General features: G+C 69.4%; 25 protein-coding genes. 9 read left to right on the forward strand and 16 right to left on the reverse strand.

What is annotated here, in order from left to right:
• Positions 1-32 precede the first annotated feature (32 nt).
• A complete protein-coding gene (locus BM214_RS07815) occupies positions 33-758 on the forward strand; it encodes an LOG family protein (protein WP_090485259.1) in 726 nt (241 codons plus the stop codon).
• A gap of 23 nt (positions 759-781) precedes the next feature.
• Positions 782-1,099: a DUF2782 domain-containing protein gene (locus tag BM214_RS07820; RefSeq protein ID WP_238619808.1), complete on the forward strand. Its 318-nt coding sequence runs from the start codon at positions 782-784 to the stop codon at positions 1,097-1,099.
• A gap of 21 nt (positions 1,100-1,120) precedes the next feature.
• Here the strand turns inward: BM214_RS07820 and uvrD are convergent, their stop codons facing one another.
• Positions 1,121-3,298 carry a DNA helicase II gene (gene uvrD / locus BM214_RS07825; protein ID WP_090485264.1) on the reverse strand — a complete coding sequence of 726 codons (2,178 nt, stop codon included), beginning with the start codon at positions 3,296-3,298 and terminating at the stop codon, positions 1,121-1,123.
• Between the two features lie 193 nt (positions 3,299-3,491).
• On the opposite strand from uvrD, the gene BM214_RS07830 reads away from it, so the two are divergent.
• The 5 genes from BM214_RS07830 (at position 3,492) to BM214_RS07850 (ending at position 9,968) form a co-directional block, all read left to right on the forward strand.
• Positions 3,492-6,317, forward strand: coding sequence for a 2-oxoglutarate dehydrogenase E1 component (locus BM214_RS07830; RefSeq protein WP_090485466.1), 2,826 nt, complete (start codon positions 3,492-3,494; stop codon positions 6,315-6,317).
• Between the two features lie 64 nt (positions 6,318-6,381).
• The gene (gene odhB, locus BM214_RS07835; protein WP_090485266.1) at positions 6,382-7,671 is read left to right on the forward strand and encodes a 2-oxoglutarate dehydrogenase complex dihydrolipoyllysine-residue succinyltransferase; all 1,290 of its coding nucleotides are present in this window, start codon (positions 6,382-6,384) and stop codon (positions 7,669-7,671) included.
• Between the two features lie 69 nt (positions 7,672-7,740).
• A complete protein-coding gene (gene lpdA / locus BM214_RS07840; RefSeq protein ID WP_090485268.1) occupies positions 7,741-9,189 on the forward strand; it encodes a dihydrolipoyl dehydrogenase in 1,449 nt (482 codons plus the stop codon).
• Positions 9,190-9,384: 195 nt separating this feature from the next.
• A complete protein-coding gene (locus BM214_RS07845) occupies positions 9,385-9,591 on the forward strand; it encodes a hypothetical protein (RefSeq protein WP_090485271.1) in 207 nt (68 codons plus the stop codon).
• Positions 9,582-9,968, forward strand: coding sequence for a type II toxin-antitoxin system PemK/MazF family toxin (locus tag BM214_RS07850; RefSeq protein WP_090485274.1), 387 nt, complete (start codon positions 9,582-9,584; stop codon positions 9,966-9,968). Before BM214_RS07845 ends, BM214_RS07850 begins: the two co-directional genes overlap by 10 nt.
• 96 nt (positions 9,969-10,064) lie before the next feature.
• Here the strand turns inward: BM214_RS07850 and ubiB are convergent, their stop codons facing one another.
• The 9 genes from ubiB to dapF all read right to left on the reverse strand — a co-directional run bounded on the left by ubiB (position 10,065) and on the right by dapF (position 18,008).
• Positions 10,065-11,753: a ubiquinone biosynthesis regulatory protein kinase UbiB gene (gene ubiB, locus BM214_RS07855; protein WP_090485277.1), complete on the reverse strand. Its 1,689-nt coding sequence runs from the start codon at positions 11,751-11,753 to the stop codon at positions 10,065-10,067.
• 8 nt (positions 11,754-11,761) lie between these two features.
• Positions 11,762-12,376 (reverse strand): ubiquinone biosynthesis accessory factor UbiJ, encoded by a 615-nt coding sequence (locus BM214_RS07860; protein WP_090485280.1) that lies wholly within the window; start codon positions 12,374-12,376, stop codon positions 11,762-11,764.
• A 35-nt stretch (positions 12,377-12,411) separates the two neighbouring features.
• The gene (gene ubiE / locus BM214_RS07865; protein ID WP_090485284.1) at positions 12,412-13,161 is read right to left on the reverse strand and encodes a bifunctional demethylmenaquinone methyltransferase/2-methoxy-6-polyprenyl-1,4-benzoquinol methylase UbiE; all 750 of its coding nucleotides are present in this window, start codon (positions 13,159-13,161) and stop codon (positions 12,412-12,414) included.
• A 14-nt stretch (positions 13,162-13,175) separates the two neighbouring features.
• Entirely contained in the window at positions 13,176-13,538 is a 363-nt protein-coding gene (locus BM214_RS07870) for a gamma-butyrobetaine hydroxylase family protein (RefSeq protein WP_090485288.1), read from the reverse strand.
• Between the two features lie 15 nt (positions 13,539-13,553).
• Complete coding sequence (gene hslU, locus BM214_RS07875; protein ID WP_090485290.1) at positions 13,554-14,897, reverse strand: ATP-dependent protease ATPase subunit HslU; 1,344 nt, start codon at positions 14,895-14,897, stop codon at positions 13,554-13,556.
• Between the two features lie 53 nt (positions 14,898-14,950).
• The gene (gene hslV / locus BM214_RS07880; RefSeq protein ID WP_090485293.1) at positions 14,951-15,484 is read right to left on the reverse strand and encodes an ATP-dependent protease subunit HslV; all 534 of its coding nucleotides are present in this window, start codon (positions 15,482-15,484) and stop codon (positions 14,951-14,953) included.
• 66 nt (positions 15,485-15,550) lie between these two features.
• On the reverse strand, positions 15,551-16,480 hold the full coding sequence (xerC, locus tag BM214_RS07885; protein WP_090485296.1) for a tyrosine recombinase XerC: 930 nt from the start codon (positions 16,478-16,480) through the stop codon (positions 15,551-15,553).
• Positions 16,477-17,175, reverse strand: a complete 699-nt coding sequence (locus BM214_RS07890) for a DUF484 family protein (protein WP_090485299.1) — start codon at positions 17,173-17,175, stop codon at positions 16,477-16,479. The genes xerC and BM214_RS07890 overlap by 4 nt, the downstream gene beginning before the upstream one ends.
• Positions 17,172-18,008 carry a diaminopimelate epimerase gene (dapF, locus tag BM214_RS07895; protein ID WP_090485301.1) on the reverse strand — a complete coding sequence of 279 codons (837 nt, stop codon included), beginning with the start codon at positions 18,006-18,008 and terminating at the stop codon, positions 17,172-17,174. Before dapF ends, BM214_RS07890 begins: the two co-directional genes overlap by 4 nt.
• 106 nt (positions 18,009-18,114) lie before the next feature.
• Here dapF and BM214_RS07900 point away from each other — a divergent pair, with 106 nt between their 5' ends.
• Together BM214_RS07900 and BM214_RS07905 are read left to right on the forward strand one after the other, a co-directional pair.
• Positions 18,115-19,110, forward strand: a complete 996-nt coding sequence (locus tag BM214_RS07900; RefSeq protein WP_090485304.1) for an amidoligase family protein — start codon at positions 18,115-18,117, stop codon at positions 19,108-19,110.
• Positions 19,111-19,114: 4 nt separating this feature from the next.
• The gene (locus tag BM214_RS07905; RefSeq protein ID WP_090485307.1) at positions 19,115-19,891 is read left to right on the forward strand and encodes a gamma-glutamyl-gamma-aminobutyrate hydrolase family protein; all 777 of its coding nucleotides are present in this window, start codon (positions 19,115-19,117) and stop codon (positions 19,889-19,891) included.
• Between the two features lie 3 nt (positions 19,892-19,894).
• Here the strand turns inward: BM214_RS07905 and msrA are convergent, their stop codons facing one another.
• The 6 genes from msrA to BM214_RS07935 form a co-directional block, all read right to left on the reverse strand.
• Positions 19,895-20,524, reverse strand: a complete 630-nt coding sequence (gene msrA, locus BM214_RS07910; protein ID WP_090485310.1) for a peptide-methionine (S)-S-oxide reductase MsrA — start codon at positions 20,522-20,524, stop codon at positions 19,895-19,897.
• Positions 20,525-20,619: 95 nt separating this feature from the next.
• Positions 20,620-21,150 carry a hypothetical protein gene (locus BM214_RS07915; protein WP_090485313.1) on the reverse strand — a complete coding sequence of 177 codons (531 nt, stop codon included), beginning with the start codon at positions 21,148-21,150 and terminating at the stop codon, positions 20,620-20,622.
• A 37-nt stretch (positions 21,151-21,187) separates the two neighbouring features.
• On the reverse strand, positions 21,188-23,362 hold the full coding sequence (locus BM214_RS07920) for a TRAP transporter permease (protein WP_090485316.1): 2,175 nt from the start codon (positions 23,360-23,362) through the stop codon (positions 21,188-21,190).
• 116 nt (positions 23,363-23,478) lie between these two features.
• Positions 23,479-24,474: a TAXI family TRAP transporter solute-binding subunit gene (locus tag BM214_RS07925; RefSeq protein ID WP_090485319.1), complete on the reverse strand. Its 996-nt coding sequence runs from the start codon at positions 24,472-24,474 to the stop codon at positions 23,479-23,481.
• Positions 24,475-24,671: 197 nt separating this feature from the next.
• A complete protein-coding gene (locus tag BM214_RS07930; protein ID WP_090485322.1) occupies positions 24,672-25,670 on the reverse strand; it encodes a CHAD domain-containing protein in 999 nt (332 codons plus the stop codon).
• A 103-nt stretch (positions 25,671-25,773) separates the two neighbouring features.
• Entirely contained in the window at positions 25,774-26,220 is a 447-nt protein-coding gene (locus BM214_RS07935) for a DoxX family protein (protein ID WP_177217623.1), read from the reverse strand.
• Positions 26,221-26,323 lie beyond the last annotated feature (103 nt).

Below are 26,323 nucleotides of genomic sequence, written 5' to 3' on the forward strand. Positions count from 1 at the left end.
CAACACCACGCCAGGACGGGATCGAGGCCATCATGAAGCGCGACGAACGGGCGACCCATCCGGGCCTGCAGCCCATGGACGACAGCATGCTCACCCGGGAGAGCTGGAAGATCTTCCAGATCATGGGCGAATTCGTGGAGGGGTTCGAGCGGCTGGCGCGCATCAAGCCCTCGGTGAGCATCTTCGGCTCCGCCCGCATCCCCCCGGGCCATCCCACCTATGAACTGGCCGAGCGCATCGCCCGGGACCTCTCGGACTCGGGCTTTGCCGTGGTCAGCGGCGGCGGGCCGGGGATCATGGAGGCGGCCAACAAGGGGGCCTTCGCCGGCAAGTCCCCCAGCATCGGCCTGAACATCGACCTGCCCCACGAGCAGACCGCCAACACCTACCAGGATGTCTCCCTGGGGTTCCGGCACTTCTTTTCACGCAAGGTGATGTTCGTGAAGTACGCCTCGGCCTACGTGGTGCTGCCCGGGGGATTCGGCACCCTGGACGAGCTGGCGGAGATCCTCACCCTGGTGCAGACCCACAAGACCCGGCGCATCCCCGTCATCCTGGTGGATTCGACCTTCTGGCGGGGCCTGCTGGACTGGTTCCGGGAGGCCCTGGTGGCCCGGGGCACCATCGACCCCCAGGACCTGGACCTGTACACCGTGGTGGACGATGCCCAGGGCGTGGTGGACGCCGTGTTCAACTTCTACCAGTACGGCGGTCTGGAACCCACCTCCGAGGAACGCGAGAGGTTGATGGACCTGTGAAGACGCACCGACCCTTATGCCTTTTGCTCCTCGTCCTGGCCCTGCTGGCCGGCCCGCTACCGGCGCAGGATACCGACGTGCCCCCGCCGCCGCCGCTGCTGGACGATTCGGACCAGGTGAACCGGGAGCTGCTGGAGCCCCAGGTGACCATCACCCGCCGGGGCGGGGCCAGGGTCTCGGAATACCGCATCCAGGGGGAGTTGTACATGCTGCGGGTGGAGCCGGACGGGGCCCCCGCCTATTACCTGGTGGACGCCGATGGCGACGGCCGCCTGGAGAGCCGCATGAACGAGCTGGACCCGCGCATCCTCATCCCCAGTTGGGTGATCTTCCGTTTCTAGGGATCCCCTGCACGCAAGGACTCACAGGGGCTGCAGCTTGGCGTAGCCCACCACCAGCCACTTGCTGCCGTGGTCGTTGAACCGCACCTGTATGCGGGCGTTGCTGCCCTGCCCCTCGCAGTCGGTGATCACCCCCTCACCGAACTTGGCGTGCATCACCCGCGCCCCCAGGGACAGGCCCTCCGCCGGCGGCTCGGCGCCCCGCACCGGCCGGGCGGTCTCCGGGGCCTCGGTGGCGGGGCGGCGCAGGCTGGCCCGGGGGCGCACGTCCTCCAGCAGCTCCGGCGGCAGTTCGCCGATGAAGCGAGAGGGGGCGTTGTAGCTGTCCCGGCCGTGCAGACGCCGACTCTCGGCGTGGGTGAGCACCAGGCGGCGGCAGGCCCGGGTGATGCCCACGTAGGCCAGCCGGCGCTCCTCCTCCAGCCGCCCCGGTTCCTCCAGGGACATGCGGTGGGGGAATAGCCCCTCCTCCAGCCCGGTGAGGAAGACCAGGGGGAATTCCAGCCCCTTGGCCGCGTGCAGGGTCATGAGCTGCACGCTGTCCTCCCAGGCGTCCGCCTCCCCCTCCCCCGCTTCCAGGGCCGCGTGGGCGAGGAAGGCGGTGAGCGGGGTCATCTCCCCGTGGCGCTCCGGGTCCGGGACGAACCCCCGGGCGGCGCTCACCAGCTCGTTCAGGTTCTCCACCCGGGCCTCGGCCTTCTCCCCCTTCTCCGCCCCGTAGTGGGCGCGCAGGCCGGAGTGCTCCAGCACGTGCTCCACCTGCTCGTGCAATTCCAGCCCCTGGCAGTCCCGGGCCATGGTCTCCACCAGGGCCTGGAAGGCCTGCAGGGCCCGGGCCGGACGGGCGCTCAGGGCGCCGTGCTCCAGCAGGCGGGCACCGGCGGCCCACAGGGAGAGGCCGTGTTCCCGGGCCTGTTCCCGCAACGTGGCCAGGGTGCGCTCCCCCAGGCCCCGGGCGGGCTGGTTGACCACCCGCTCGAAGGCGGCGTCGTCCTCCCGGCTGGCCACCAGGCGTAGATAGGCCAGGGCGTCCTTGATCTCGGCCCGCTCGAAGAAGCGCAGGCCCCCGTACACCCGGTAGGGGATGCCCGCCTGGATGAGGGTCTCCTCCAGGACGCGGGACTGGGCGTTGGAGCGGTAGAGGATGGCCGCCTCCCGCCAGGCCCCGCCGCCGGCCTGCCAGCGGCGCAGCTGCTCGGCCACGAAGCGGGCCTCGTCGTATTCGTTGAAGGCCCCGTAGAGGGTGATGGGCTCCCCGGAGAGCCCGTCGGTCCACAGCTCCTTGCCCAGGCGGCCGCCGTTGTGACGGATGAGGGCATTGGCCGCGCCCAGGATGGTGGCGGTGGAGCGGTAGTTCTGCTCCAGGCGCACGGTGCGGGTGCCGGGAAAATCCCGGGCGAAGCGCTGGATGTGCTCGATGCGGGCGCCGCGCCAGCCGTAGATGGACTGGTCGTCGTCCCCCACTGCGAAGACGGGGATATCCTCCCCGGCCAGCAGGCGCAGCCAGGCGTACTGGATGTCGTTGGTATCCTGGAACTCGTCCACCAGCAGGTGACGGAAGCGGCTGCGGTAGTGTTCCAGCAGCTCCGGGTGGTCCCGCAGCAGTTCCAGGCTGCGCAGCATGAGTTCGGCGAAGTCCACCAGCCCGCCCCGCCGGCAGGCGGCCTCATAGGCGGTGTAGATGCGGATCATCTGACGGTGCACGGGGTCGCCTGTGTCCTGCATGTGCTGCGGGCGCACGCCCTCGTCCTTGCGCGCATTGATGAACCACTGCATCTGCCGCGGCGGCCAGCGCGCCTCGTCCAGGTCCAGGGACTTGAGCACCCGTTTCACCAGGCGGTACTGATCGTCGGCGTCCAGGATCTGGAAGGCCTCGGGCAGACCGGCCTCGCGCCAGTGGGCCCGCAGCAGGCGGTGGGCCAGGCCGTGGAAGGTGCCCACCCACAGGCCCCGGGGGGGCATGCCCAGCAGGCCCTCCAGGCGGCCGCGCATCTCGTTGGCGGCCTTGTTGGTGAAGGTCACCGCCAGGATGGCGTGGGGCGAGACCCCCTCGGCACGGATGAGCCAGGCCACCCGGTGCACCAGCACGCGGGTCTTGCCGCTGCCGGCGCCCGCCAGCACCAGCACCGGCCCCGGGGGACTGCCCACCGCCTCGCGCTGGGCCTCGTTGAGGGAGTCGAACAGGGGGGAGAGATCCATGGCGGGAGTGTACCAGAAGGGCCGGCGGCCCCGGGATCCGGCGCCGAGGGTCAGGGCGGGTGCCGGGGGTCTCCCCAGGATCCCCTTTCCATGCAGGGGGGGTTGTCAGCGGACCGAGAACGATCAAGACTTGATGCTCAGCAGCAAGACCCGCCCCGATGACATCCGCATAGCCCACGCAGACCCAGACGCCATGACCCGACACAACCCCGCCCGCGACATGCAGAGCCAATGGGACAACTCCTACCTGGACGCGGGCAACGCCGCCTACCTGGACCAGCTCTTCGAGGCCTATCTGCAGTCCCCGGAGAACGTCCCGGAACGTTGGCGACGGCACTTCGAGGCCATGGGGCGCCCCGCGGGAGACGGGGAGGTACTGCACAGCCGGGTGCGGGAGGAGTTCCGCCGCCTGGCGGAGAACGGCACGGCCCGGGGCCTGCCCATGGGCAGCCTGGAACACGAGCGCAAGCAGGTGCGCGTACTGCAATACATCAACGCCCACCGCTTCCTGGGCCACCTGCAGGCGGATCTGGACCCACTGGGACTGACCCGCCCGGAACCCCCGCCGGAACTGACCCTGGAACACCACCAGCTCTCCGAGGCGGATCTGGCCAGCACCTACAACACCGGCTCCCTGGTGGGCCCCGACGAGGCCCCCCTGCGGGAGATCGTGCGCATCCTCAAGGGCACCTACTGCAAGACCCTGGGGGCGGAATACATGCACCTGCGGGAGACCGCCGAGAAGCGCTGGCTGCAGCAACTGCTGGAGTCGGTGCGTGGCGAGCCCCGCTTCAGCGACGAGCGCCGGCGTTCCATCCTGGACCGGCTGACGGCGGCCGAAGGCCTGGAGCGCTACCTGCACAGCCGCTATGTGGGGCAGAAGCGCTTCTCCCTGGAGGGCGGTGAGACCCTCATCCCCCTGCTGGACGAATGCATCCGCCGCGCCGGCGAACTGGGCGTGCGCGAGACGGTGATGGGCATGGCCCACCGCGGCCGGCTGAACGTGCTGGTGAACACCCTGGGCAAGTCCCCGGCGGAGCTGTTCCAGGAATTCGAGGGCAAGGGCCGGCGCCATCCGGGCACGGGGGACGTGAAGTACCACATGGGCTTCTCCTCAGACGTGCAGACCCCCGGCGGCCCCATGCACCTGGCCCTGGCCTTCAACCCCTCCCACCTGGAGATCGTCAATCCCGTGGTGGAGGGCTCGGCCCGCGCCCGCCAGACCCGCCGCGGCGACCGCGAGGGGGACCAGGTCCTGCCCCTGCTGATCCATGGCGATGCCTCCTTCGCCGGGCAGGGGGTGATCATGGAGACCCTGAACATGTCCCAGACCCGGGGGTTCTCCACCAAGGGCACGGTGCACATCGTGGTGAACAACCAGATCGGCTTCACCACCAGCACCCTGCGGGACGCCCGTTCCACCCCCTACTGCACCGACGTGGCCAAGATGGTGGACGCCCCCATCCTGCACGTGAACGGGGACGACCCGGAGATGGCCCTGTTCGCCGCCCAGGTGGCCCTGGACTACCGCATGACCTTCAAGAAGGACGTGGTCATCGACCTGGTCTGCTACCGCCGTCAGGGGCACAACGAGGCGGATGAACCCTCCGTGACCCAACCGGCCATGTACAAGCGCATCAAGGAACTGCCCACCACCCGGGCCCGCTATGCCAGCCGCCTGGAGGAGGCGGGCATCCTGGATACGGACGAGGCCCGGGAGATGGAATCCCGGGTGCGCGAACGCCTGGATTCCGGGGAAGGCATGATGCCGGACCTCATCGGGGGCGGCGACAGTTACGACCAGCCCGTGGACTGGAAGCCCTACCTGGACCGGGACTGGCGCGAACCCGCCGCCACGGCGGTACCCAAGGAGACCCTGCGCGACCTCTGGCGGCGGCTGGTGGAGGTGCCCGAGGGCTTCCAGCTGCAGTCCCGGGTCGCCCGCATCCTGGAGGACCGGCGCAAGATGGCCGCCGGTTCCCTGCCCCTGGACTGGGGCTTTGCCGAGACCAGCGCCTACGCCGCCCTGCTCGCCGAGGGCTATCCCGTGCGCCTGTCCGGCCAGGACAGCGGCCGCGGCACCTTCTTCCACCGTCACGCCGTGCTCTACAACCAGCAGGACGGGGACCGCTGGATCCCCCTGCGCCACCTGACGCAGGACCAGGCGGACTTTCTCGTGGTGGATTCCCTGCTCTCCGAGGAAGGGGTGCTGGGCTTTGAATACGGCTATGCCACCGCCGCCCCCGATACCCTCACCCTCTGGGAGGCCCAGTTCGGCGACTTCGCCAACGGGGCGCAGGTGGTCATCGACCAGTTCATCAGCTCCGGCGAGCAGAAATGGGGCCGCCTGTGCGGCCTAGTGATGCTCCTGCCCCATGGCTACGAGGGTCAGGGGCCGGAGCACTCCTCGGCCCGCCTGGAGCGCTACCTGCAACTTTGCGCCCAGCACAACATGCAGGTGTGCGTACCCTCCACCCCGGCGCAGATGTTCCACCTGCTGCGCCGGCAGATGATCCGGCCCTACCGCAAGCCGCTGATCGTCATGACCCCCAAGAGCCTGCTGCGCCACAAGCTGGCGGTGAACGCCCTGGAGGACCTCACCAGCGGCCGCTTCCGGCCCGTCCTCGACGAGGTGGACGACTTGGACCCGTCCCAGGTCACCCGGGTCATCCTCTGCGCCGGCAAGGTCTACTACGATCTCCTGGAACGGCGCCGCAGCGAGGAGAAGCACGGCATCGCCCTGGTGCGCCTGGAGCAGCTGTATCCCTTCCCCGACGAGGAGCTGGCCGAGATCCTGGCGGCCTACGCCAACGCCAGCGAGTTCTACTGGGTGCAGGAGGAGCCCCTGAACCAGGGGGCCTGGTACGCCACGCAGCACCACATCCGCGCCCTGCTGGGCGAGGGCCGCTATCTGCAGCACGTCACCCGGCCCGCCTCCGCCTCCCCCGCGGTGGGCCACCTGGATGTGCACGTAAAGCAGCAGGAGGCCCTGGTCGAGCGGGCCCTGCGCCTGACCTGAACCGGGCTCCCGCCCAGCATCCCCCATCCCTTCATACGCCGGAACCCACAAGGACTTACACGCAATGAGTATCGAGGTGAAGATCCCGCAACTCCCCGAATCCGTGGCCGACGCCACCATCGTCTCCTGGCACAAGCGCCCCGGCGATACCGTGCAGCGCGACGAGACCCTGGTGGACATCGAGACGGACAAGGTGGTCCTGGAGGTACCCGCCCCGGAGGACGGCGTCCTCGGGGACATCGTCGAGGACGAGGGATCGGTGGTCACCGCCGGGCAGGTGATCGGCCACGTGGAAAAGGGGGAAGGCAAGAAGAAGGGCACGAAGCCGGCCGCCGGCGCCGCGGGCAAGGACGAGGACGGGGGCAAGGACACCCAAAGGCCGCAGGACACGGCCGGGGAGCCGGACCGGGCCGGCGGCGACCAGGCGCCCTCCCTGAGCCCGGCGGTGCGCAAGCTGGTGGCGGAACACGACCTGGATCCCGCCCGCATCGAGGGCAGCGGCAAGGGCGGGCGCATCCTCAAGGAGGACGTGCTGCGCCATCTGCAGGCGCAGGCCCCCGCAAAATCCGCATCCGCCCCCGAGGCCGCCCCCGCCGAGACCGAGGCGGCGCAGACCGCGTCGGAACCCCGTCCCGAGCCGGGCACCCCCGAGGCCCGCCCCGAGAAGCGCGTGCCCATGACGCGGCTGCGGGCCCGGGTGGCCGAGCGCCTGGTGGAGGCCCAGCAGACGGCGGCCATGCTCACCACCTTCAACGAGGTGAACATGAAGCCGGTGATGGACCTGCGCGCCCAGTACAAGGACCGCTTCGAGAAGCGCCACGGGGTGCGCCTGGGGTTCATGTCCTTCTTCGTCAAGGCGGCCACCGAGGCCCTCAAGCGCTTCCCCGAGGTGAACGCCTCCATCGACGGCCGCGACATCGTCTACCACGGCTATTTCGACATCGGCATCGCCGTCTCCTCCCCGCGGGGCCTGGTGGTGCCCATCCTGCGGGATACGGATGCCCTCACCATGCCCGACATCGAGCGGGCCATCGCCGATTTCGGCCAGCAGGCCGAGGACGGCAGCCTGGGCATCGAGGACCTCACCGGCGGCACCTTCACCATCTCCAACGGCGGGGTCTTCGGGTCGCTGCTCTCCACCCCCATCATCAACCCCCCGCAGAGCGCCATCCTGGGGATGCACCGCATCCAGGAGCGCCCCGTGGCGGAGCACGGCGAGGTGGTGATCCGGCCCATGATGTACCTGGCCCTGTCCTACGACCACCGCCTGGTGGACGGCCGCGAGGCGGTGCAGTTCCTGGTCACCATCAAGGACATGCTGGAGGACCCCACGCGCCTGCTGCTGGAGGTCTGAGATCCCCTCTACGGCGCCGGCCCGGGGCCGGCGGCAACCCTTTCCTGAATCATTGCCTGGAGCCACACCATGGCAGAGCAGTCATTTGATGTCATCGTCATCGGCGCCGGACCGGCGGGCTACGTGGCCGCCATCCGCTGCGCCCAACTGGGCCTGAAGACGGCCTGCATCGACCGCTGGCGCGACGACGCCGGCAAGGAGCGCCTGGGGGGCACCTGCCTCAACGTGGGCTGCATCCCCTCCAAGGCCCTGCTGGAGTCCTCGGAACTCTACGAGCACGCCAGCAAGCACCTGCAGACCCACGGCGTGCGCTGCGGTGGCGTGGAACTGGACCTGGGGGACATGATGGCCCGCAAGGACCGGCTGGTGAATCACCTCACCCAGGGCATCCAGGGCCTGTTCAAGGCCAACCAGGTCACCTGGTTCCAGGGCCACGGCCAGCTCAAGGGCGAGCGCCAGGTGGGCTTCACAGCCCATGACGGCCAGGAGGAGACCCTGAGCGCACCCCACATCATCCTGGCCCCCGGCTCCGCCCCCGTGGAACTGGGCAGCGCCCCCTTCGACGGGGAGTCCATCGTGGACTCCACCGGGGCACTGGCCTTCGATCAGGTACCCGGGCGCCTGGGGATCATCGGCGCCGGGGTCATCGGTCTGGAGCTGGGCAGCGTCTGGCGGCGGTTGGGGTCCGAGGTGGTGATGCTGGAGGCCCAGGACCGTTTCCTCTCCTTCTGCGACGAGCAGGTGGCCGGCGAATCCCTCAAGATCTTCGGCAAGCAGGGGCTGGACATCCGCCTCTCCACCCGGGTGACCTCGGCCCGGGTGGACCGGGATGCGGGCGGCGTCACTGTGGTCTACGAGGACGGCGAGGGGGAACACGAGGAACACTTCGACCGCCTGGTGGTCTGTGTCGGCCGTCGCCCCTGCACCGATGGCCTGGTGAACGGGCCGGTGGAACTGGCCATGGACGAGCGCGGCACCATCCACGTGGACGAGTACTGCCAGACCACGGTGCCCGGGGTCTACGCCGTGGGGGACGCCGTGCGCGGTCCCATGCTGGCCCACAAGGGCTCCGAGGAGGGGGTCATGGTGGCCGAACGCATCGCCGGCATGGAAACCACGGTGAACTACGACACCATCCCCAACGTGATCTACACCCTGCCGGAGATCGCCTGGGTGGGCCGCACCGAGCAGGACCTGAAGAAGCAGGGCATCCCCTATGCCACGGGGGTCTTCCCCTTCGTGGCCTCCGGACGGGCCCGGGCCATGGAGGACACCACGGGTTTCGTGAAACTGCTGGCCCATGCCGAGACGGACCGGCTCCTGGGGGCCCACATCATCAGTTCCCGGGCCTCGGAACTCATCGCCGAGTGCGCCATCGCCATCGAGTTCGGCGCCTCCAGCGAGGACCTGGCGCGCACCGTCTTCGCCCACCCCACCCTCTCCGAGGCGGTGCACGAGGCCGCCCTGGCAACCCTGGGGCACCCGCTGCACATCCCGCCCAAGGGCAAGCGCGGGTGATCCTCCATGGGCATCCGGCCCCTCCCCGCGGCGCCTGCTGATGCGGCCCGCCGCGGGCGGGGCCCCGTGCCCCCGGATCTCCCCATGAAACCCGCGGCCGTAGATGTATTCACCCTATGGAAGCCCCTGGGCATGGGTTACCATCCGGTGTATGGCAAGCACCCGGTCCATCCCTTAATACGCCAGAGGTGTCCCATGTACGCTGTCGAGTTCGAGGCCGATATCCGTGATGGGGTGGTCAGGATCCCCGATCGCTATGCGCGCCTACACAACGCCCACGCCCGGGTGGTACTGCTGTTGGAGGAGCCGGATACCGATACCGAAGTGAAGGCCTTTTCCGAGCACACGGCCCATGCCATCGAAGAATGGCGGGCGCCGGACGAGGATGACGTATGGACGTAGTGCCTGGCGATGTGGTGCTCTGCGCGTTCTACTTTTCGGATCTGAAAACCCACAAGCGCAGGCCGGTCATCGTGTTCAAGGACAACCTGCCTTTCGATGATTTCGTCGGCATTCCCGTCAGCAGCCAGACGGCCCAGCTACACGACGATGAATCCATCCTGGAACCCTTCGACCTCAGCATCGGCACCCTTCCCAAGCGCTCCAAGATCATGGTGAGAAAGACCTTCGTGATCGCCAAGCCGGTCATCGTCAAACGCTACGGAAGACTCTCCAAGACGCGCTTTCAACAGCTGCATCGTCATTTCTGTCACTTCTTTGGCTGCTGTCCCAACATGACCGACGGGCCTCGGCAGGCTCAGTCTCAATGCATGCCATGACCAGTGGCGGGACACCTAAGGCCATTCCGCAAAATCATTGCGCTGGGTGATACCAAGCGGGGGGGCATCCGTGGCGCGGCACCTGCTGATGCGGCCCTAGGACTTCTCCAGGGGCGCGCGCCGCCACAGGGACGCCAGCAGCAGCACCAGCCCCAGACCGCCCAGACCCCAGGTGGGCCAGGGCATGCCCAGCAGTCCGGGCATCACCGGGGCCCGGGACACCAGCAGCACCGCGCCGATCACCAGGGCGCCCCCCAGCACCGCGAAGACGGTGCGGCGGTTGGCGTCGCGGATCTCCGCCTGCAGGCGGCGCAGCTGGGCCTGTTGCAGGGCCTGGCGTTCGTCCGCCAGGGTCTGCTGGCGCAGGGCCTCGTGCAAGAGGCCGGGGACATCCGGTGCCTTCTCCAGGATGAAGGGGAGGTTGCGCCGTAGCCCCCGCACCAGGGCCCGCGCCCCCACCTGCTCGTCCATCCAGCGCTGGATGAAGGGGCGCGCCGTCTTCCACAGGTCCAGGTCCGGGTACAGGTCCCGCCCCATGCCCTCGATGTTGAGCAGGGTCTTCTCCAGGAGCACCAGCTGGGGCTGCACCTCCATGTTGAAGCGCCGGGCGGTCTGGAACAGGCGCACCAGCACGTGGCCGAAGGAGATGTCCTTGAGGGGCTTCTCGAAGATGGGCTCGCACACGGTGCGGATGGCCCCCTCCAGGTCGGCGACGCGCACGTCCGAGGGTACCCAGCCGGACTCCACGTGCAGCTCCGCCACGCGGGCGTAGTCGCGGTTGAAGAAGGCGTAGAAGTTCTCCGCCAGGTAGCGCTGGTCCGCCGGGGAGAGGGTACCGACGATGCCAAAATCCACGGCGATGTAGCTGGGGTCCGCCGGATCGCGGGCGTCGATGAAGATGTTGCCCGGGTGCATGTCGGCGTGGAAGAAGTTGTGGCGGAAGACCTGGGTGAAGAAGATCTCCACGCCCCGCTCCGCCAGGAGCCGCAGGTCCACCCCCCGGGCGCGCAGGGCGGCCACGTCGGACACGGGGATCCCCTGGATGCGCTCCATCACCATCACGTCCTGACGGCAGTAGTCCCAGTGGACCTCGGGCATGTACAACAGCGGGGAGCCCTCGAAGTTGCGGCGGATCTGGGAGGCGTTGGCCGCCTCGCGCATGAGATCCAGTTCGTCCAGGAGGGTCTGCTCATATTCCGCCACCACCTCCACCGGGCGCAGGCGCCGACCCTCGGGCCAGTAGCGCTCCGCCAGTTCGGCGATGACGTACATGAGTTCCACGTCCCGGCGGATGGCCTTCTCGATGCCGGGGCGCACCACCTTCACCACCACCCGGCGGCCGTCATGGAGCACCGCGCCGTGCACCTGGGCGATGGAGGCGGAGGCCATGGGGGTGGCCTCGAAGGCGGCGAAGAGGGACTCCACGGGCCGGCCCAGGGCGCGTTCGATGATGGCCCGGGCCTGGTCGTTGGGGAAGGGAGGCACCCGGTCCTGCAGCCGGGCCAGCTCCGCGGCGATGTCGTCCGGGAGCAGGTCGCGGCGGGTGGAGACCATCTGGCCGAACTTGATGAAGATGGGCCCCAGGTCCTCCAGGGCCCGGCGGATGCGCTCGCCGCGGCCATAGGGGACCTTGCGGAACCAGTTCCACGGGGCCATGTAGCGCACGAAGCGCACCGGCCGGAACAGGCGCAGGGTGAGCACCACGTCGTCCAGGCCGTGGCGGATGAGCACCCGGTTGATGGTGAGCAGGCGCAGGATCTGGGAGGGATGCAGGTGCTGTAGCATGGGCGCGCTCAAACCCCGCCGCCGGGGCGGTTCCCTTCCAGGCGGCGGATGCGCGCCTCCAGGCGGTCCGTGTCACTGCGCAGCCGGTCCACCGCGTCCATATAGGCCTCCACCTCGGCGCGGCCGGCCAGGGGGCCGCCGCGCAGCTGCTCACCCACGCGCCCCTGCACCCCGTCGCGGGCGCGGTGCCAGCGCGCCCGCAGGCCGCAGAGCCCCCGGCGCACGCGCTGCGCCCCCGCCTCCCCCACCAGGCGGGCCAGGAGGTCCTCCCAGTGCAGGTCCACGCCCCGCAGCAGGTCGTTGAGGCGCCGCGCCAGCTCCACGTCCCCCACCAGGGTCACCGTCTCCGGCAGCGGGGCCCCGGGGTCGTCCGAAAGCAGCCGCGCCAGGGTGAGGGGGGAGGCGGCGATATGGGCATCCGGTTCGCCATCGTACCGACCCGACACCTGCAGGAAGCCGTCGCCGGGGATGAAGTGGAGGGTCAGGTCGATGCCGGTGATGTGCAGGGCCACCACCCCCGTGCCCAGGGCCTCGAGCCGGGCACGGCTGTTGGGGTCCAGGGCCAGATAGCGGCGGATGGCCGCCTCCAGCAGGGCCGTGACGGGGGCGGGGGGTGTCTTCATGACCGTCTGCTCCTGGCGGGGATGGCCGGGCGGATTCAGAGCTTGTAGCCCCGGTGCAGGGCCACCACCCCGCCGGTGAGGTTGAAGTAATCGCAGCGCTCGAAACCGGCGGTCTCCATCATGTCCTTGAGGGTCTCCTGATCGGGGTGCATGCGGATGCTCTCCGCCAGGTAACGGTAGCTGTCGGCATCACCGGCCACCAGCCGCCCCATGAGCGGCAGCGCCTTGAAACTGTACAGGTCGTACACCTTGCCGAAGGTGCGGGAGACGGGATGGGAGAATTCCAGCACCAGCAGCTTGCCGCCGGGTTTGAGCACCCGGTGCATGGAGGCCAGGGCGGCGTTCTTGTCGGTGACGTTGCGCAGGCCGAAGGCGATGGTGACCAGGTCGAAGTGATCGTCGGCGAAGGGCAGGTGTTCGGCATCGGCCTGTACGAAATCCAGGTTCTCCACCAGCCCCTGGTCCACCAGGCGGGCACGCCCCTGGGTGAGCATGGAGGCGTTGATGTCGCTGAGCACCACCTGCCCCCGGGGTCCGGTGATGCGGGCGAACTTGGCCGCCAGGTCCCCCGTGCCCCCCGCCAGGTCCAGCACCTTCCAGCCCGGACGGGCCCCGGCCACCTCCACGGTGAAGCGCTTCCAGGCGCGGTGGATGCCCATGGACATGAGATCGTTCATGAGGTCGTAGCGGCCGGCCACGGAGTGGAACACCTGTCCCACCCGCCGGGCCTTTTCCTGTACCGGCACCCGCTCGTAGCCGAAATCGGTGGTCTTGTCGTCGGACATGTCCGCTCCCGTCGTCAGTCCCCGCGCCGGTGGCCCGCGGCCTCCAGGCGCTCCAGGTATTCATGCCACAGCCGGTCCCGGTGGGCCCCCAGGTGGTGGAGATAGTCCCAGTCGTAGATGCCGGTGTCGTGACCGTCGGAGAACACCAGCCGGATGCCGTAGTGGCCCACCGGCTCGATGGCGGTGATGTTGACCCCCTCCTTGCCCACCTGCAAGACCTCCTGGCCGGGGGCGTGCCCGCGCACCTCCGCAGAGGGGGAATGGACGCGCAGGAACTCGCAGCCCAGGCGGTGGTGCTGGCCGTCACCGTAGACCAGTTCCAGTTCCCGGGACTGGCGGTGCAGGCGGATATCGGTGGGTCGGTGTCTTGCGCCCATGGTCCGGCATGCGCCTCAGAGGATGTACCGGCTCAGGTCCTCGTCCTGCACCAGGTCCTCCAGCCGGGCGTCCACGTAGCCGGCATCGATACGCACCGGGCTGTCGCAGTCGGGGGCCTCGTAGGAGACCGTCTCCACCACCCGCTCCAGCACCGTGTGCAGGCGGCGGGCGCCGATGTTCTCGGTGCGCTCGTTCACCTGGGAGGCGATCTCCGCCAGGCGGCGCACGCCGTCCTCGGTGAATTCCACGGTGATGCCCTCAGTGCCCAGCAGGGCCGCGTACTGCTCCGTGAGGGAGGCGCGGGGCTCGGTGAGGATGCGCACGAAGTCCTCGGCGGTGAGGGGCTCCAGCTCCACGCGGATGGGCAGACGGCCCTGAAGCTCGGGGATCAGGTCCGAGGGCTTGGACAGGTGGAAGGCCCCGGAGGCGATGAACAGGATGTGATCGGTGCGCACCGAGCCCACCTTGGTGCTCACGGTGCAGCCCTCCACCAGGGGCAGCAGGTCCCGCTGCACCCCCTCGCGGGAGACGTCGCCGCCGGTGTATTCCCCCTTGCGCACCACCTTGTCGATCTCGTCCAGGAAGACGATGCCGTTCTGCTCCACGTGGGAGACGGCGCGCAGCTTGATGTCCTCCTCGTTCACCAGGCGCGCGGCCTCCTCGTCGGTGAGGAGCTTGAAGGCCTCCTTGATCTTGAGCTTGCGGGTGCGGGTGCGCTGGCCGCCCAGGTTCTGGAACAGCCCCTGGAGCTGGCTGGCCATGTCCTCCATGCCGGGGGGGGACATGATCTCCACCCCGGCGGGGATGGCCTGCACCTGGATCTCGATCTCCTTGTCGTCCAGCTGACCCTCCCGCAGGCGCTTGCGGAATTTCTGCCGGGTCTCCGTCTCCTGGCGCTCGGGCTCGGAGGACTCCGCCATGAAGCCGCCACCACTGCCCCGGGCGGGGGGCAGGAGGGCGTCCAGGATGCGCTCCTCGGCGGCCTCCTCGGCGCGGGGGCGCATCTTCTCCATCTCCTGTTCCCGCAGCATCTTCACGGCGGCGTCCACCAGGTCGCGGATGATGGACTCCACGTCGCGGCCCACATAGCCCACCTCGGTGAACTTGGTGGCCTCCACCTTGATGAAGGGGGCATTGGCCAGGCGCGCCAGACGCCGGGCGATCTCCGTCTTGCCCACGCCGGTGGGACCGATCATGAGGATGTTCTTCGGCGTCACCTCCCGCGCCAGGTCCGGGGACAACTGCTGGCGGCGCCAGCGGTTGCGCAGGGCGATGGCCACCGCGCGCTTGGCCGGGTTCTGCCCGACGATGAAACGGTCCAGTTCCTGGACGATCTCTCTGGGGGTCATCTCAGACATGGCGCGGCCCTTGCAAAACGGGGGTGGGACGGGAATGGGGCAGCCTGCGCATCTCAGAGTTCCTCGATGCTCAGGTTGTGATTGGTATAGATGCAGATGTCCGCGGCGATGTTCAAGGCCTTCTCGGCGATCTCGCGGGCGGAGAGCTCGGTGTTCTCGCTCAGGGCGCGGGCCGCGGCCTGGGCGTAGGGGCCGCCGGAGCCGATGGCGATCAGGCCCTCCTCCGGCTCGATGACATCGCCGTTGCCGGAGATGATCAGCGAGGCCTCCTTGTCCGCCACCGCCAGCAGGGCCTCCAGGCGGCGCAGGCTGCGCTCGGTGCGCCAGTCCTTGGCCAGCTCCACGGCGGCGCGCACCAGGTTGCCGCTGTATTTCTCCAGCTTGCCCTCGAAGCGCTCGAAGAGGGTGAAGGCGTCCGCCGTACCGCCGGCGAAACCCGCCAGGACCTTGTCATGGTACAGGCGTCGCACCTTGCGGGCATTGCCCTTCATCACGGTGTTGCCCAGGGAGACCTGGCCGTCCCCGGCCAGGGCCACCTGCCCGTTGCGGCGGATGCTGATGATGGTGGTGCCACGAAACTGTTCCAAGGGTCGCTCCCCCGTACCGGTTCAAAGGGAAAATTGTAACGGAATCGGCCGCGGTGGCGGCAGGGCTCAGCCGCCCTTGGGACGGCGCCGCGCCCGCGGGTGGGCCCCGTCGTAGACCCGGGCCAGGTGCTGGTAGTCCAGGTGGGTGTAGATCTGCGTGGTGCCGATGTCGGAATGGCCCAGCAGTTCCTGCACCGCCCGCAGGTCCTGGGAGGACTCCAGGAGATGGCTGGCGAAGGTATGGCGCAGCAGGTGGGGATGCACATGGCGATCCAGCCCCCGGGCCTGGGCATGCTGCGCCAGGCGCCGTTGCACCGCCCGAGGGGAGAGGCGCCGCCCGCGGCGGCCGACGAACAGGGCGGGCTCCTGCGGGGGCGCCCATTCCCCGCGGCGGGCGAGCCAGGCCTCCAGGGCCTCCCGGGCCTTGCGGCCCACGGGCACGGTGCGCATCTTGCGGCCCTTGCCGGTGACCCGCACGGTGGCATCGGCCAGATCCAGGCCGGTCACGTCCAGGTCCGTCAGCTCCGCCAGGCGCAGCCCCGAGGAATAGAACAGCTCCATGATGGCCCGGTCGCGCACCTGCAGCAGGTCCCCTCCGGGCAGTTCCACCAGACGGGCCACCTGCTCCGCCTCCAGCACCTCCGGCAGGGGACGGTGGCTGCGCGGCGCCCGCACCCCCTGGGCGGGATTGATCCCCGCCACCCCCTCGCGGAGGAGATAATTGAAGAAGCCGCGGATGGCCGAGAGCAGACGCTGCAGACTGGGTCCGGAGGCCCCGGCACGGTGGCGGGCGGCCAGCAGTGCGCGGATGTCGTGCACCGTGACCCGGGACCAGTCCACGGCGCCGTCCTCGCCGCGCTGCACATGGGCCCGCAGCCGGGTCAGATCCCGCCGGTATCCGGCCACGGTGTGCGGCGAGGCGGCCCGCTCCCGGGACAGGTGTTCCAGATAGGCCCGGATCCGGGGGTCCACCGCCCGGTCCTCCCGGTCGTTCATACCGGTGCCAGCCGCCTGGACACGGCGTGGGAGACGATCTCCCCCAGATAACCCAAAAACAGGGTACCCATGCCGGGATGGAAGCGGGAGGCCTCCTGGCTGCCCAGGGCGAGGAGCCCCAGGGGGCTGGAACCCTCCAGGAGGGGCACCACCACCGCGGAACGGGTCTCCGCCGCCGTCTGTGCCGGGAACAGGGCCTCCAGCTGGGTCTGGGAGAGGCGGCCGCAGAGGGGACGCCGGTCCTCGAACAGGTGGGAGAAGCCCTCGATGGCCGGGTCATCCCCGCGCACGAAGTGCATGCCCCGGGCGGGGTCGCCGCACACGCGGATGACCACGGCATCGGCGCGGAACTCGCTGCGCAGGTGCTCCTGGGTGGTGGCCAGGACGGCGTCCAGGTCCTCCGCCTCCATCAGGCCGAGGGCCAGGTGGTGCATGCGCTGGCTCAGACGTTCGTTCTCCCGGGCCAGCTTCACCAGCTCCATGAGCTTGCGCTCCAGGGTGCGGTTCTTCTCTCGCAGCACCGAGATCTGGCGTTCCATGAGGGAGACCGCCCCACCACAGGGATGAGGCAGGCGCAGGACCTCCAGCAGCGGCAGATGGCGTTCGAAAAAGTCCGGATGGGCGCGCAGATAGGCCTCCACCGTTGCCTCGGTGACCGCCTCTTCGGCGAGCGCGCTCTTGCCTGGTGTGCTCATAGTTGAATCCGACCCGTAAAGACCGACTGTGCGGGGCCGGTCATCAGGACCGGCGCATCCTCGCGACCGGCCCACTCTATCACAAGCCGCCCGCCGGGCAGATCCACCGCCACCTGCCGGTCCAGCAGTCCCTGCAGCTGCCCGCTGACCACGGCGGCACAGGCGCCGGTACCGCAGGCCAGGGTCTCGCCCGCCCCGCGCTCGAACACCCGCAGGCGCACCCGCTCCCGGGATACCACCTCCATGAAGCCCGCGTTGGCCCCGCGGGGGAAGCGGGGATGACGCTCAATGAGGGGCCCCAGGCGCTCCACCGGGGCCTTGTGCACGTCCTCCACCACCACCACCGCGTGGGGGTTGCCCATGGACACGGCACCGATCTCCAGGGTCTCGCCCCCCACCTGCAGTGTATGGGTGGGGGCGGCGGCAGCGGCCTCGAAGGGGATCGTCCAGGGCTCCAGGCGAGGCGGCCCCATGTCCACCGTCACCTGACCATCGCCCTGCACCTGCAGGGTGATGATCCCGGCCGCCGTCTCCACCGGGATCACCGTGGCCTCGGTCAGCCCCGCCTCGCGCACGAATACGGCAAAGCAACGGGCGCCGTTGCCGCATTGCTCCACTTCGTTGCCGTCGGCGTTGAAGATGCGATAACGGAAAGCGGCGCGCTGCGGGTCCGCCGGGGGTTCCACCAGCAGCACCTGGTCGCAGCCCACGCCGGTGCGCCGGTGGGCGAGGAAACGCACCCGCTCCGGGGTCAGTGACACGTGCTGGCGCACGGCGTCGATCACCACGAAATCGTTACCGAGCCCATGCATCTTGGTGAAGTTCATTTCCATGGGCGAGAGCCTAAGGTTTTGCGGCGCGGGAGAAAAGCCCGGGGATGCCGCGTCCGCGATCGTTGCTATAGTGGGGTGCGTGATACCCGCCCCGCAAGGATCCTGCATGAGCGCATTCCAGCCCCTTCCCGAACCCCTCAACCCCGAGGGGGAACCGCGCCGCGTCGGCATCGAACTGGAGATGGCGGGGCTCTCCCTGGAGGCCATCGCGGGGGCCATCACGGACCTGTTCGGTGGCGAGCACCGCGCCGACTCCCCCTTCCAGCAGCGGGTCACCGGCACCCGCTTCGGGGACTTCGGGCTGGAGCTGGACAGCGACCTGCTCAAGCGCCGGGAATACCTGGACTACCTGGAGAAGATGGGGGTGGAGGTGGACCGGGACGGACGGCCCCACGCCCTGGAGACGGCCCTCTCCCAGGTGGCCGGGCTGGTGGTGCCCCACGAGGTGGTGGCCCCGCCGGTGCCCCACGACGCCCTGCCGGAACTGGACCGACTGCGCCGGCGCCTGCAGCAGGCCGGGGCCAAGGGCACCCATGACTCCCTGTTCTACGCCTTCGGCCTGCAGATCAACCTGGAACTGGCGCATCTGGACGCGGCCTCCATCCTGCGCCACCTGCAGGCCTTCCTGGTGCTCCATGACTGGCTTCTGGAACATTCACAGACGGACCTCTCGCGGCGGCTGACCCCCTTCGTGGACCCGTTCCCGGAGACCTATGCCCGGCTCATCCTGCAGCCGGACTACGCCCCGGACCTGAAAGGGCTGATCACCGACTACCTGGCCCACAACCCCACCCGCAACCGCCCCCTGGACCTGCTCCCTCTGTTCGCCCATCTGGCCCCGGAGCAGATCCAGGCGGCAGCGGTGGAGCACCACCTGATCCATGCGCGGCCCACCTTCCATTACCGCCTGCCGGACTGCCGCATCGACGAGCCCCAATGGGACCTGAGCCTGCCCTGGGCGGGCTGGGTGGCGGTGGAACGGCTGGCGGCCCAACCGCAGCGCCTGCACCGCATGGCGGCGGAACTCCTGGGGGCGGACCGGGGCGGGCTGGCCGCCCGCATCCAGCAATGGATGGCAGGCCTCACCGGATCGGGGAGTTGACCCCATGCGGCCGCGTCCCCGCATCGGCATCACCGGCCCCGACCGGGGCGGCCTGGCCGCCTGGATCATGACCGCCCGGGCCATCCGCCGCGCCGGCGGCCGGCCGGTGCGCATCACCCCGGCACGGCATCCGCCGCGCGGACGTCTGGACGGCCTAGTGATCGGCGGCGGGGCCGATGTGGACCCGGGGCTATACGGCCAGGACCCGCTGCACCTGATGCGGGAGATCGACGCCAGCGAACCCGCCACCGGACAGCGCCTGCTGGCCTATATGCTCTATCCCCTGCTCTGGCTGCTACGCCGCCTGCTGCGCACCAAGCACCACGGCGGCGACCGGGCACGGGACCTCCTGGAGACGGAGCTCATCCGCCGGGCCCTGGCGGACGGCCTGCCCGTACTGGGCATCTGCCGGGGCATGCAACTGCTCAACGTGGTCCAGGGCGGCAGCCTGCACCAGGACCTGGAGGGCTTCTACCGGGAGATCCCCCGGGTGCGCAGCATCCTCCCGCGCAAGATGGTCACCCTGGCCCCCGGCTCCCGCCTGGCGGCCCTCACCGGCCCCGCCCCCCTGGCGGTGAACGCCCTGCACCACCAGGCCGTGGACCGCCCGGGCCGGGGCCTGCACGCCGTGGCCCGGGAACCCAGCGGCCTGGTCCAGGCCATCGAGGCCAGCGGTCCCCGCTTCGTGCTGGGGGTGCAATGGCACCCGGAATACCTGCCCCAGAAGGTGCGCCACCAGCGGCTGTTCCGCGGCCTGGTGCGGGCCGCCGGCGGTGGATGAGCCTCAGCAGGGCACCCCCGTGCCCCCCAGGCCGCAATAGCCGCCGGGGTTTTTGGCCAGGTACTGCTGGTGATCCGCCTCGGCGAAGTAGAAACCGGGATCGGGCCGGATCTCGGTGGTGATGCGTCCCCGGCCATGGGCCTCCAGGGCCCGCTGATAGGCGTCGCGGCTGGCGGCGGCGGCCTCGGCCTGGGCCGCATCCTGGGTGTGGATGACGGAACGGTACTGGGTGCCCACGTCGTTGCCCTGGCGCATGCCTTGGGTGGGGTCGTGGCGGGTCCAGAAGACCCTCAGCAGGTCTTCATAGGCAACCACCCCGGGGTCGAAGACCACCCGCACCACCTCAGCATGGCCCGTAAGCCCGCCGCACACCTCGGGATAGGTGGGATTCGGGGTATATCCCCCGGCATACCCCACGGCGGTGGTGTACACCCCGGGGATCTCCCAGAAGGCCCGCTCGGCCCCCCAGAAGCAGCCCATGCCAAACACCGCCTGCATCATGCCCTGGGGATAGGGAGGCGCCAGGGGGGTATCCAGGACGGCGTGACGGCGGGGGATCGCCAGGGGGGTGTCCCGCCCCGCGGGGGCCTGATCGGGACGGGGCATGGCAGTCTTGTGGCGGAAGGCGAACATGGCGCGGGGGTTCCATGAAGGGGTTCATCCCTTGGAGTCCCGGCGTCGGGGAAAGTTTGCCTGCCGGGCCCTAGGGCGGCGCATCCCCGCGAGGATCAATCCCGCTCCTCCCCTGGCGCGGACGCGGGCGGCCCGGGAGGCTCCTCCATCTCCAGCTCACCGGTATCCACCTGCAGCGGGGGCACCTCCCGGGGCTCGCCGATGCGGGCACCGGGCTCCGCCAGGGTCAGGCCGGAGAGGTCCACCTGCAATGGCGGCGCTGGCTCCGGATCGCTCAGATCGGCCCCCGGGGGGGCCAGGGTAAGCCCCTCACCCGTATCGGGCCCCGGACCGGACGGGTCCGGTCCGCCCTCCCGTCCGGGGGTAACCCCTGGCGCGGCGCTCTCCTCCGGGGGCTGGGCCGCGACCCGCGCCACCGCCCCGGCCTGCTCCAGCCGGGCGCGATAGCGCTCGGCCGTGTCCGCATCCAGGCCCTTCTTCACCACCACCGGCCGGCCGCCCAGCAGGGCACCGGCCTTTTCCTCCGGGATGCGAAAGAGGACCGCCAGACGGGCGCGGACCCCGGATGGGTCCTCCCCGGCGGCCGTATCCCCCGTAAGGATCACCTGATAGCGCTCTGCCTGCATCTCCCCCTCCCGGGTTTGCCTGGCGATGCACGTGCCCTTAGGTGGCCTCGGAGGAGGCCGCCGGGGTCCCCTCCCCTCGGCCCCGGGCGAAACGCAGCTGCCAGAACAGGAGCACGGCCGCGGTGGACAGTCCCAGGGCATCGGTGATCAGTCCGCCGGAGATGAGCGACAGGGCCCCGGCGAAGAGCAGCCCCCGGGCGAGCCAGGGGGCACGTCCGAAGAACCAGCCCTGGGCCGCCGCCGCCAGCAGGTAGACCCCCACCAGCGAGGTCACCAGGCTCTGGGCGATCTGCCACCATTCCCCTTGCATGAGCAGGGTCGGATGATAGAAGAAGATGAAGGGCACGATGAAGGCCGCCAGCCCCACCTTGAAGGCGGTGACGGAGGTGCGCATGGGCTCGGAGCCGGAGATGGCCGCCCCCGCGTAGGCCGCCAGGGCCACCGGCGGGGTGATGGCGGAGATCACCGAGAAATAGAAGACGAAGAAATGGGCCACCAGCGGCTGCACCCCCATCTGCACCAGTCCCGGGGCCACTACGGAGGCGGCCACGGCATAGGCGGCAGTGGTGGGCATGCCCATGCCCAGGAGCACGGAGATGCCCATGGCGAAGACCAGGGCCAGCAACTGGCTGTTCTCGGCCACCGACAGGAGCATGGAAGAGAAGCGCAACCCCACGCCGGTGAGCCCGATGACGCCGACGATGATGCCCGCGCAGGCGCACACCGCGATGAGCTGGATGGACATGCGCGCCGCCAGCTCCAGGGCCCGGGCCGCGCCCATGGGGCCCAGGCGGAAGGGGGTGAGCCAGCTCACCACCACGGCGCTCATGAGGGCCACGGTACCGGCGCGAATCACCGAATACCCCAGGAACAGGGCCCCGATGAGGATGAGGATGGGGGCGAACAGATACACCTGGCGCAGCAGGGCCCCCAGCCGGGGCAGGTCCTTGGACGGCAGGCCCTTCATGCCCAGTTTCGAGGCCTCCATGTCCACCATGAAGTAGACCGAGGCGAAGTAGAGCACCGCCGGGATCAGGGCGGCGATGACCAGCTCGGTGTAGGGGATACCGGTGACCTCGGCCATGATGAAGGCCCCGGCGCCCATCACCGGGGGCATGATCTGCCCGCCGGTGGAGGCGGCCGCCTCGATGGCGGCGGCGCTCCGGGGCTTGTAGCCCACCCGCTTCATCAGCGGGATGGTCAGGGACCCGGTGGCCACCACATTGCCCGCGGAGGTGCCGTTGATCATGCCCATGAGGCCGCTGGCGAAGATGGCCACCTTGGCGGGACCGCCCCGGGCGCGGCCGGCGGCGGCGAAGGCGAAGTTGACGAAGTAGTCCCCCACCTTGGAGGCCTGGAGGAAGGCGGCGAAGGCGATGAACAACACGATATAGGTGGAGGAGACCGCCGTGGTGGGACCCAGGATGCCGTTGTCCGTGTAGAGATAGGTGAAGAAACGGTCGGCGGCGTAGCCGCTATGCTCCAGCACCCCCGGCAGCCAGGGGCCGATGAAGCCGTAGAGGATGAACACGGCGGCGATCACCACCAGGGCCATGCCGGCAACGCGGCGGGTGAGTTCCAGGATCAGCAGGATCCCCGCCACGGAGACCCAGAAGTCCGGCTGCGTGGGAAGTACCCCGGCCCGGAACTGCAACGCCGCCAGGTGGAACAGCAGGTAACCCGCCACGGAGAGACTGGCCGCCATGAGGGACCAGTCATACCAGCCGATGCGATCGGAGCGGGGCCTGAAGACCCAGGCGAACAGGATGCCCAGGACCGTGGCGGCCACCAGGGCCCAGGCGAAGCTGGGAAACAGCCACGGGGGCATGGACTGGGCATCCAGCCCCTGAAAGGCGCGCAGGGCATGGGCTAAGGCCACCGTCCCCAGGGCGTAGAGGGCCAACCCCCCCGTGAGCACCATGGGGATCAGTTCCAGGGCCCATCGTCGGCGGCGCTGCTCCGCCGGCGGCGTGCAGGCGGCCACGATGGCAAAGCCGATGACCAGGGCCCCGGCCACGTGCAGGATACGGAAACTCCAGGTCTCGATGGGAAAGACATTCAGGACCAGGAGGTGGAAGGCGGTATAGGTCAGACCCAGGGCGAACAACAGCCCGTACTGCCAGCGGGTCAGGTTGCGTTGGGACGAAGTTCCCTCTTCAGCGGCCGCGGCCGCGGCGGCATCGATGGAGCCCGTGTTCTCGGAGCGCGTCATGGACAGGATCTTCTGGGGATACGGTTGGGATGGAATGCAGGGCGGCGAGCGCGGCGGAAACGACACCGGGCCGCAACTGCGGCCCGGTCCCTGTCACACGTCTTCCCTGTTCCGGCTCAGCCCTCGTATTCGGGCGGGATGAGGTCCTCGGGCACCTCGATGCCCTTCTCCTGGTAGTAGCGCACCGCGCCGGGGTGGAACCACATGAAGTCGTTGTACTTCATGTTCTCCGGCAGGGTCTCCTTGGCTGCCCGATGGACCTCCATCATGCGGTCGTTGTGATCCAGCACCGTCTTCATGATCTCGTAGACGAAGTCCGCCGGCATGTCCTTGCTGGCAATGGCGAAGTTCCACAGGGCCACGGCGGGCTGGGCCTCATCCACGGAACTGTAGGTACCGGCGGGGATGGTGATGGGGCTCACCGGGTGCTTGGCCACCATCTCCTCGATCTGCGCCTCACTGAGGGAGAAGATGTTCACCGGCTGCTGGGCCTCCAGCTGGCTGAAGGCGGAGATGGGCACACCGGCGGCGAAGGCGAAGGCATCGATGAGGCCGTCCTGCACCTGACCGGCCAGGTCGGCGGCACCGCCGTAGCGCACGTTCACGTCCAGCCCCAGATCCTCGAAGAAGCGCGGCCAGAACATGCTGGCCGTGCCGCCCCGGGGACCGACGCCCACGGTCTTGCCGTCCAGATCGGAGACGCTGTCGATGCCGGAACGCTGCAGGGCCACCACCTGCATGGGGGTGCGATACATGGGGAACATGGCACGCACGTTACGGGTCTCCATGCCCGGGGCCACCTGCAGTTCACCATGCCAACCCTCGTAGGCCGGGCCCATGGTGGTCATGCCGAATTCCAGGTCGCCGCGGTGCACCAGCACCATGTTCTGGGCGGGGCCGCCGGTCACCTCGGCGGACATATTGACGCCTGTGGCCTCCTGCACCAGTCCGGCCCAGCCAGCGCCGTAGATGAAATAGGTCCCCCCCTGGGAGGCGGTGCCCACCTTGGCCGACTCCGGCCAGTCGTTGTGATCGGCCGCGGTGGCGGTGCCCATGGCCAGGGCGCAGCCCAGGGCGGCCGCGCCAGCCCAACGGATATAGGTTTTCAACATAACAGGAACTCCTTTGGGAGCCTGGGCGTTGCCATGGGGCACGCCCGTGTTCTTCATGGATGGATGCTGCGAATCGCCCGGACAGACAGCCCTGTCCCTGCCGATCGATCCCGAACGGGAAGATAGCACAGACCGGACCGTGAATAGCACGGATTGAGGGATTCGGTTGCAATCGAACCGGCGAGGACCGACCCCCTTCAGGGCATGGGTGCGGTCCCCCCCGCCGCCGCCAGGGTCTCCCGGGCCTGCTCCAGCTGCTCCAGGAAGCGGTGCACATCGCCGTCGTCCCACTTGGCCGCCAGCCGGGACATGAGGTGCTCGTTGCGGTCCCGCACCTCCCGGGCCAGGCTCATCAGCCCCGCCCGTTCGTCCTGGCGCCGCGCCGTCTCCACCGCCGGATCCTCGGGACCCAGTTGCAGCGTCAGGTCGATGAGCCGGCGCATGCGCTCGGCGCCGGCCTCCTCCGAGGCCTGGCCCAATTCCTCGGAAAGGACCTGCAGGTCGTGAATCTCCCCCATCAGGTCCTGCATCTCCTTGAGCTCCTTCACCAGCGCGCCGCCCCCCTGCAGTTCGTCCGCCAGCGGCTCCAGCAGGTAGCGCAGACGCTTGCCGGCGATGCGGGCGCGATGGATCTCCGCCTCGGCGGACTCGCCGTGGATCCGGGCCAGGTGTTCCCCGAACTCACCGGCCGCATCCCCCAGGCGCAGGGCGGTCACCTCGCCGAATGCGGGGGCGTCGTCCTCCTCCGTATCCACCTCCAGACGGGCCTGCATCCGCTTGTCCAGGCGCTTGAAGCCCCGGGGCAGCTCCTCCCGCAGATCCGCGTATTCCTCCTCCAGACGCCGCTCCAGGCGCTGCAGCATCCACAGGTAACCCGGGCGCTGGTGGGGCTTGATGCGCTCCTTGCGCTGGCGCAGCCAGGCCAGTTGCACCTCGGCATCCCGGGCGGGACCGGTGCTGGCGGCCAGATCCTTGACGCGGCGGATCAGCTTCTTGGAGAGCCAGCGCCGGGCGTACCCCTTGTGGGCCCGCAGCAGACTGCGCAGCCGCCTCAGGGCCACGCGGAAGTCGTGCAGGGCCTCCTCGTCGGAGGGATCCTCCAGGCGGGCGCAGGCCTCCCGGGCCCGGGTCAGATAGGTCTTGGACAGGGCCCGCACCACGCGGGGGGCGGGCTGTGCGGCCAGAGCTTCCTTCATGAATCACCAATGACAATGAACGTTCGCGCCGCCATTAACTCGCAGCCCGATGACAGGATGATGAACCCCAAGGCCCCGGCCATGGGGGACGTCGCAGCGGCCCTCAATCGCGGCGGAAGAGGGCATCCACACCGTAGCGTCCGCAGCCCGCCAGGAGGAAGGCCAGCATCACCGCCCCATAGAGCAGCGGCAGTTCCTTGCTGGGACCACTGGTGGCGAACACCGGATCCCCGCCGTGGGCGACGAAGGCCGCCACCGCCATGGCCCCCAGGATGGCGGCGGCGGCCGCACGGGTGAACAGCCCTGCCGCCAGGAGCAAGCCGCCCGCCGCCTCCGCCAGGGCCGCCATCCAGGCGAACAGCAAAGGCGAGGGAAACCCCAGTCCTTCCACAAAGCCCACGAACCCGGGGGAAGGGGGCAGCTTGCCCAGACCATGCCCGAAGGCCATCATCAGCCCCGCCGAGACGCGCGCCACTGCCATACCGGCATCGGCCAGGGGCGCCCCCGGGGCGGCACCGCCAAAGAGCAGGTGATGGAGATCGAAACGCATGGGTTGTCCTCCTTTTCGATGGCCGTTGCAGGATGTCCCCGCCTCCCCCGGCGGTCCCGATTCGCTGACGGACGTCAGGGGAGGCGCCGGCATGGGGTCGTAC

Source organism: Ectothiorhodospira mobilis, from assembly GCF_900114895.1.
Taxonomy (GTDB): domain Bacteria; phylum Pseudomonadota; class Gammaproteobacteria; order Ectothiorhodospirales; family Ectothiorhodospiraceae; genus Ectothiorhodospira; species Ectothiorhodospira mobilis_A.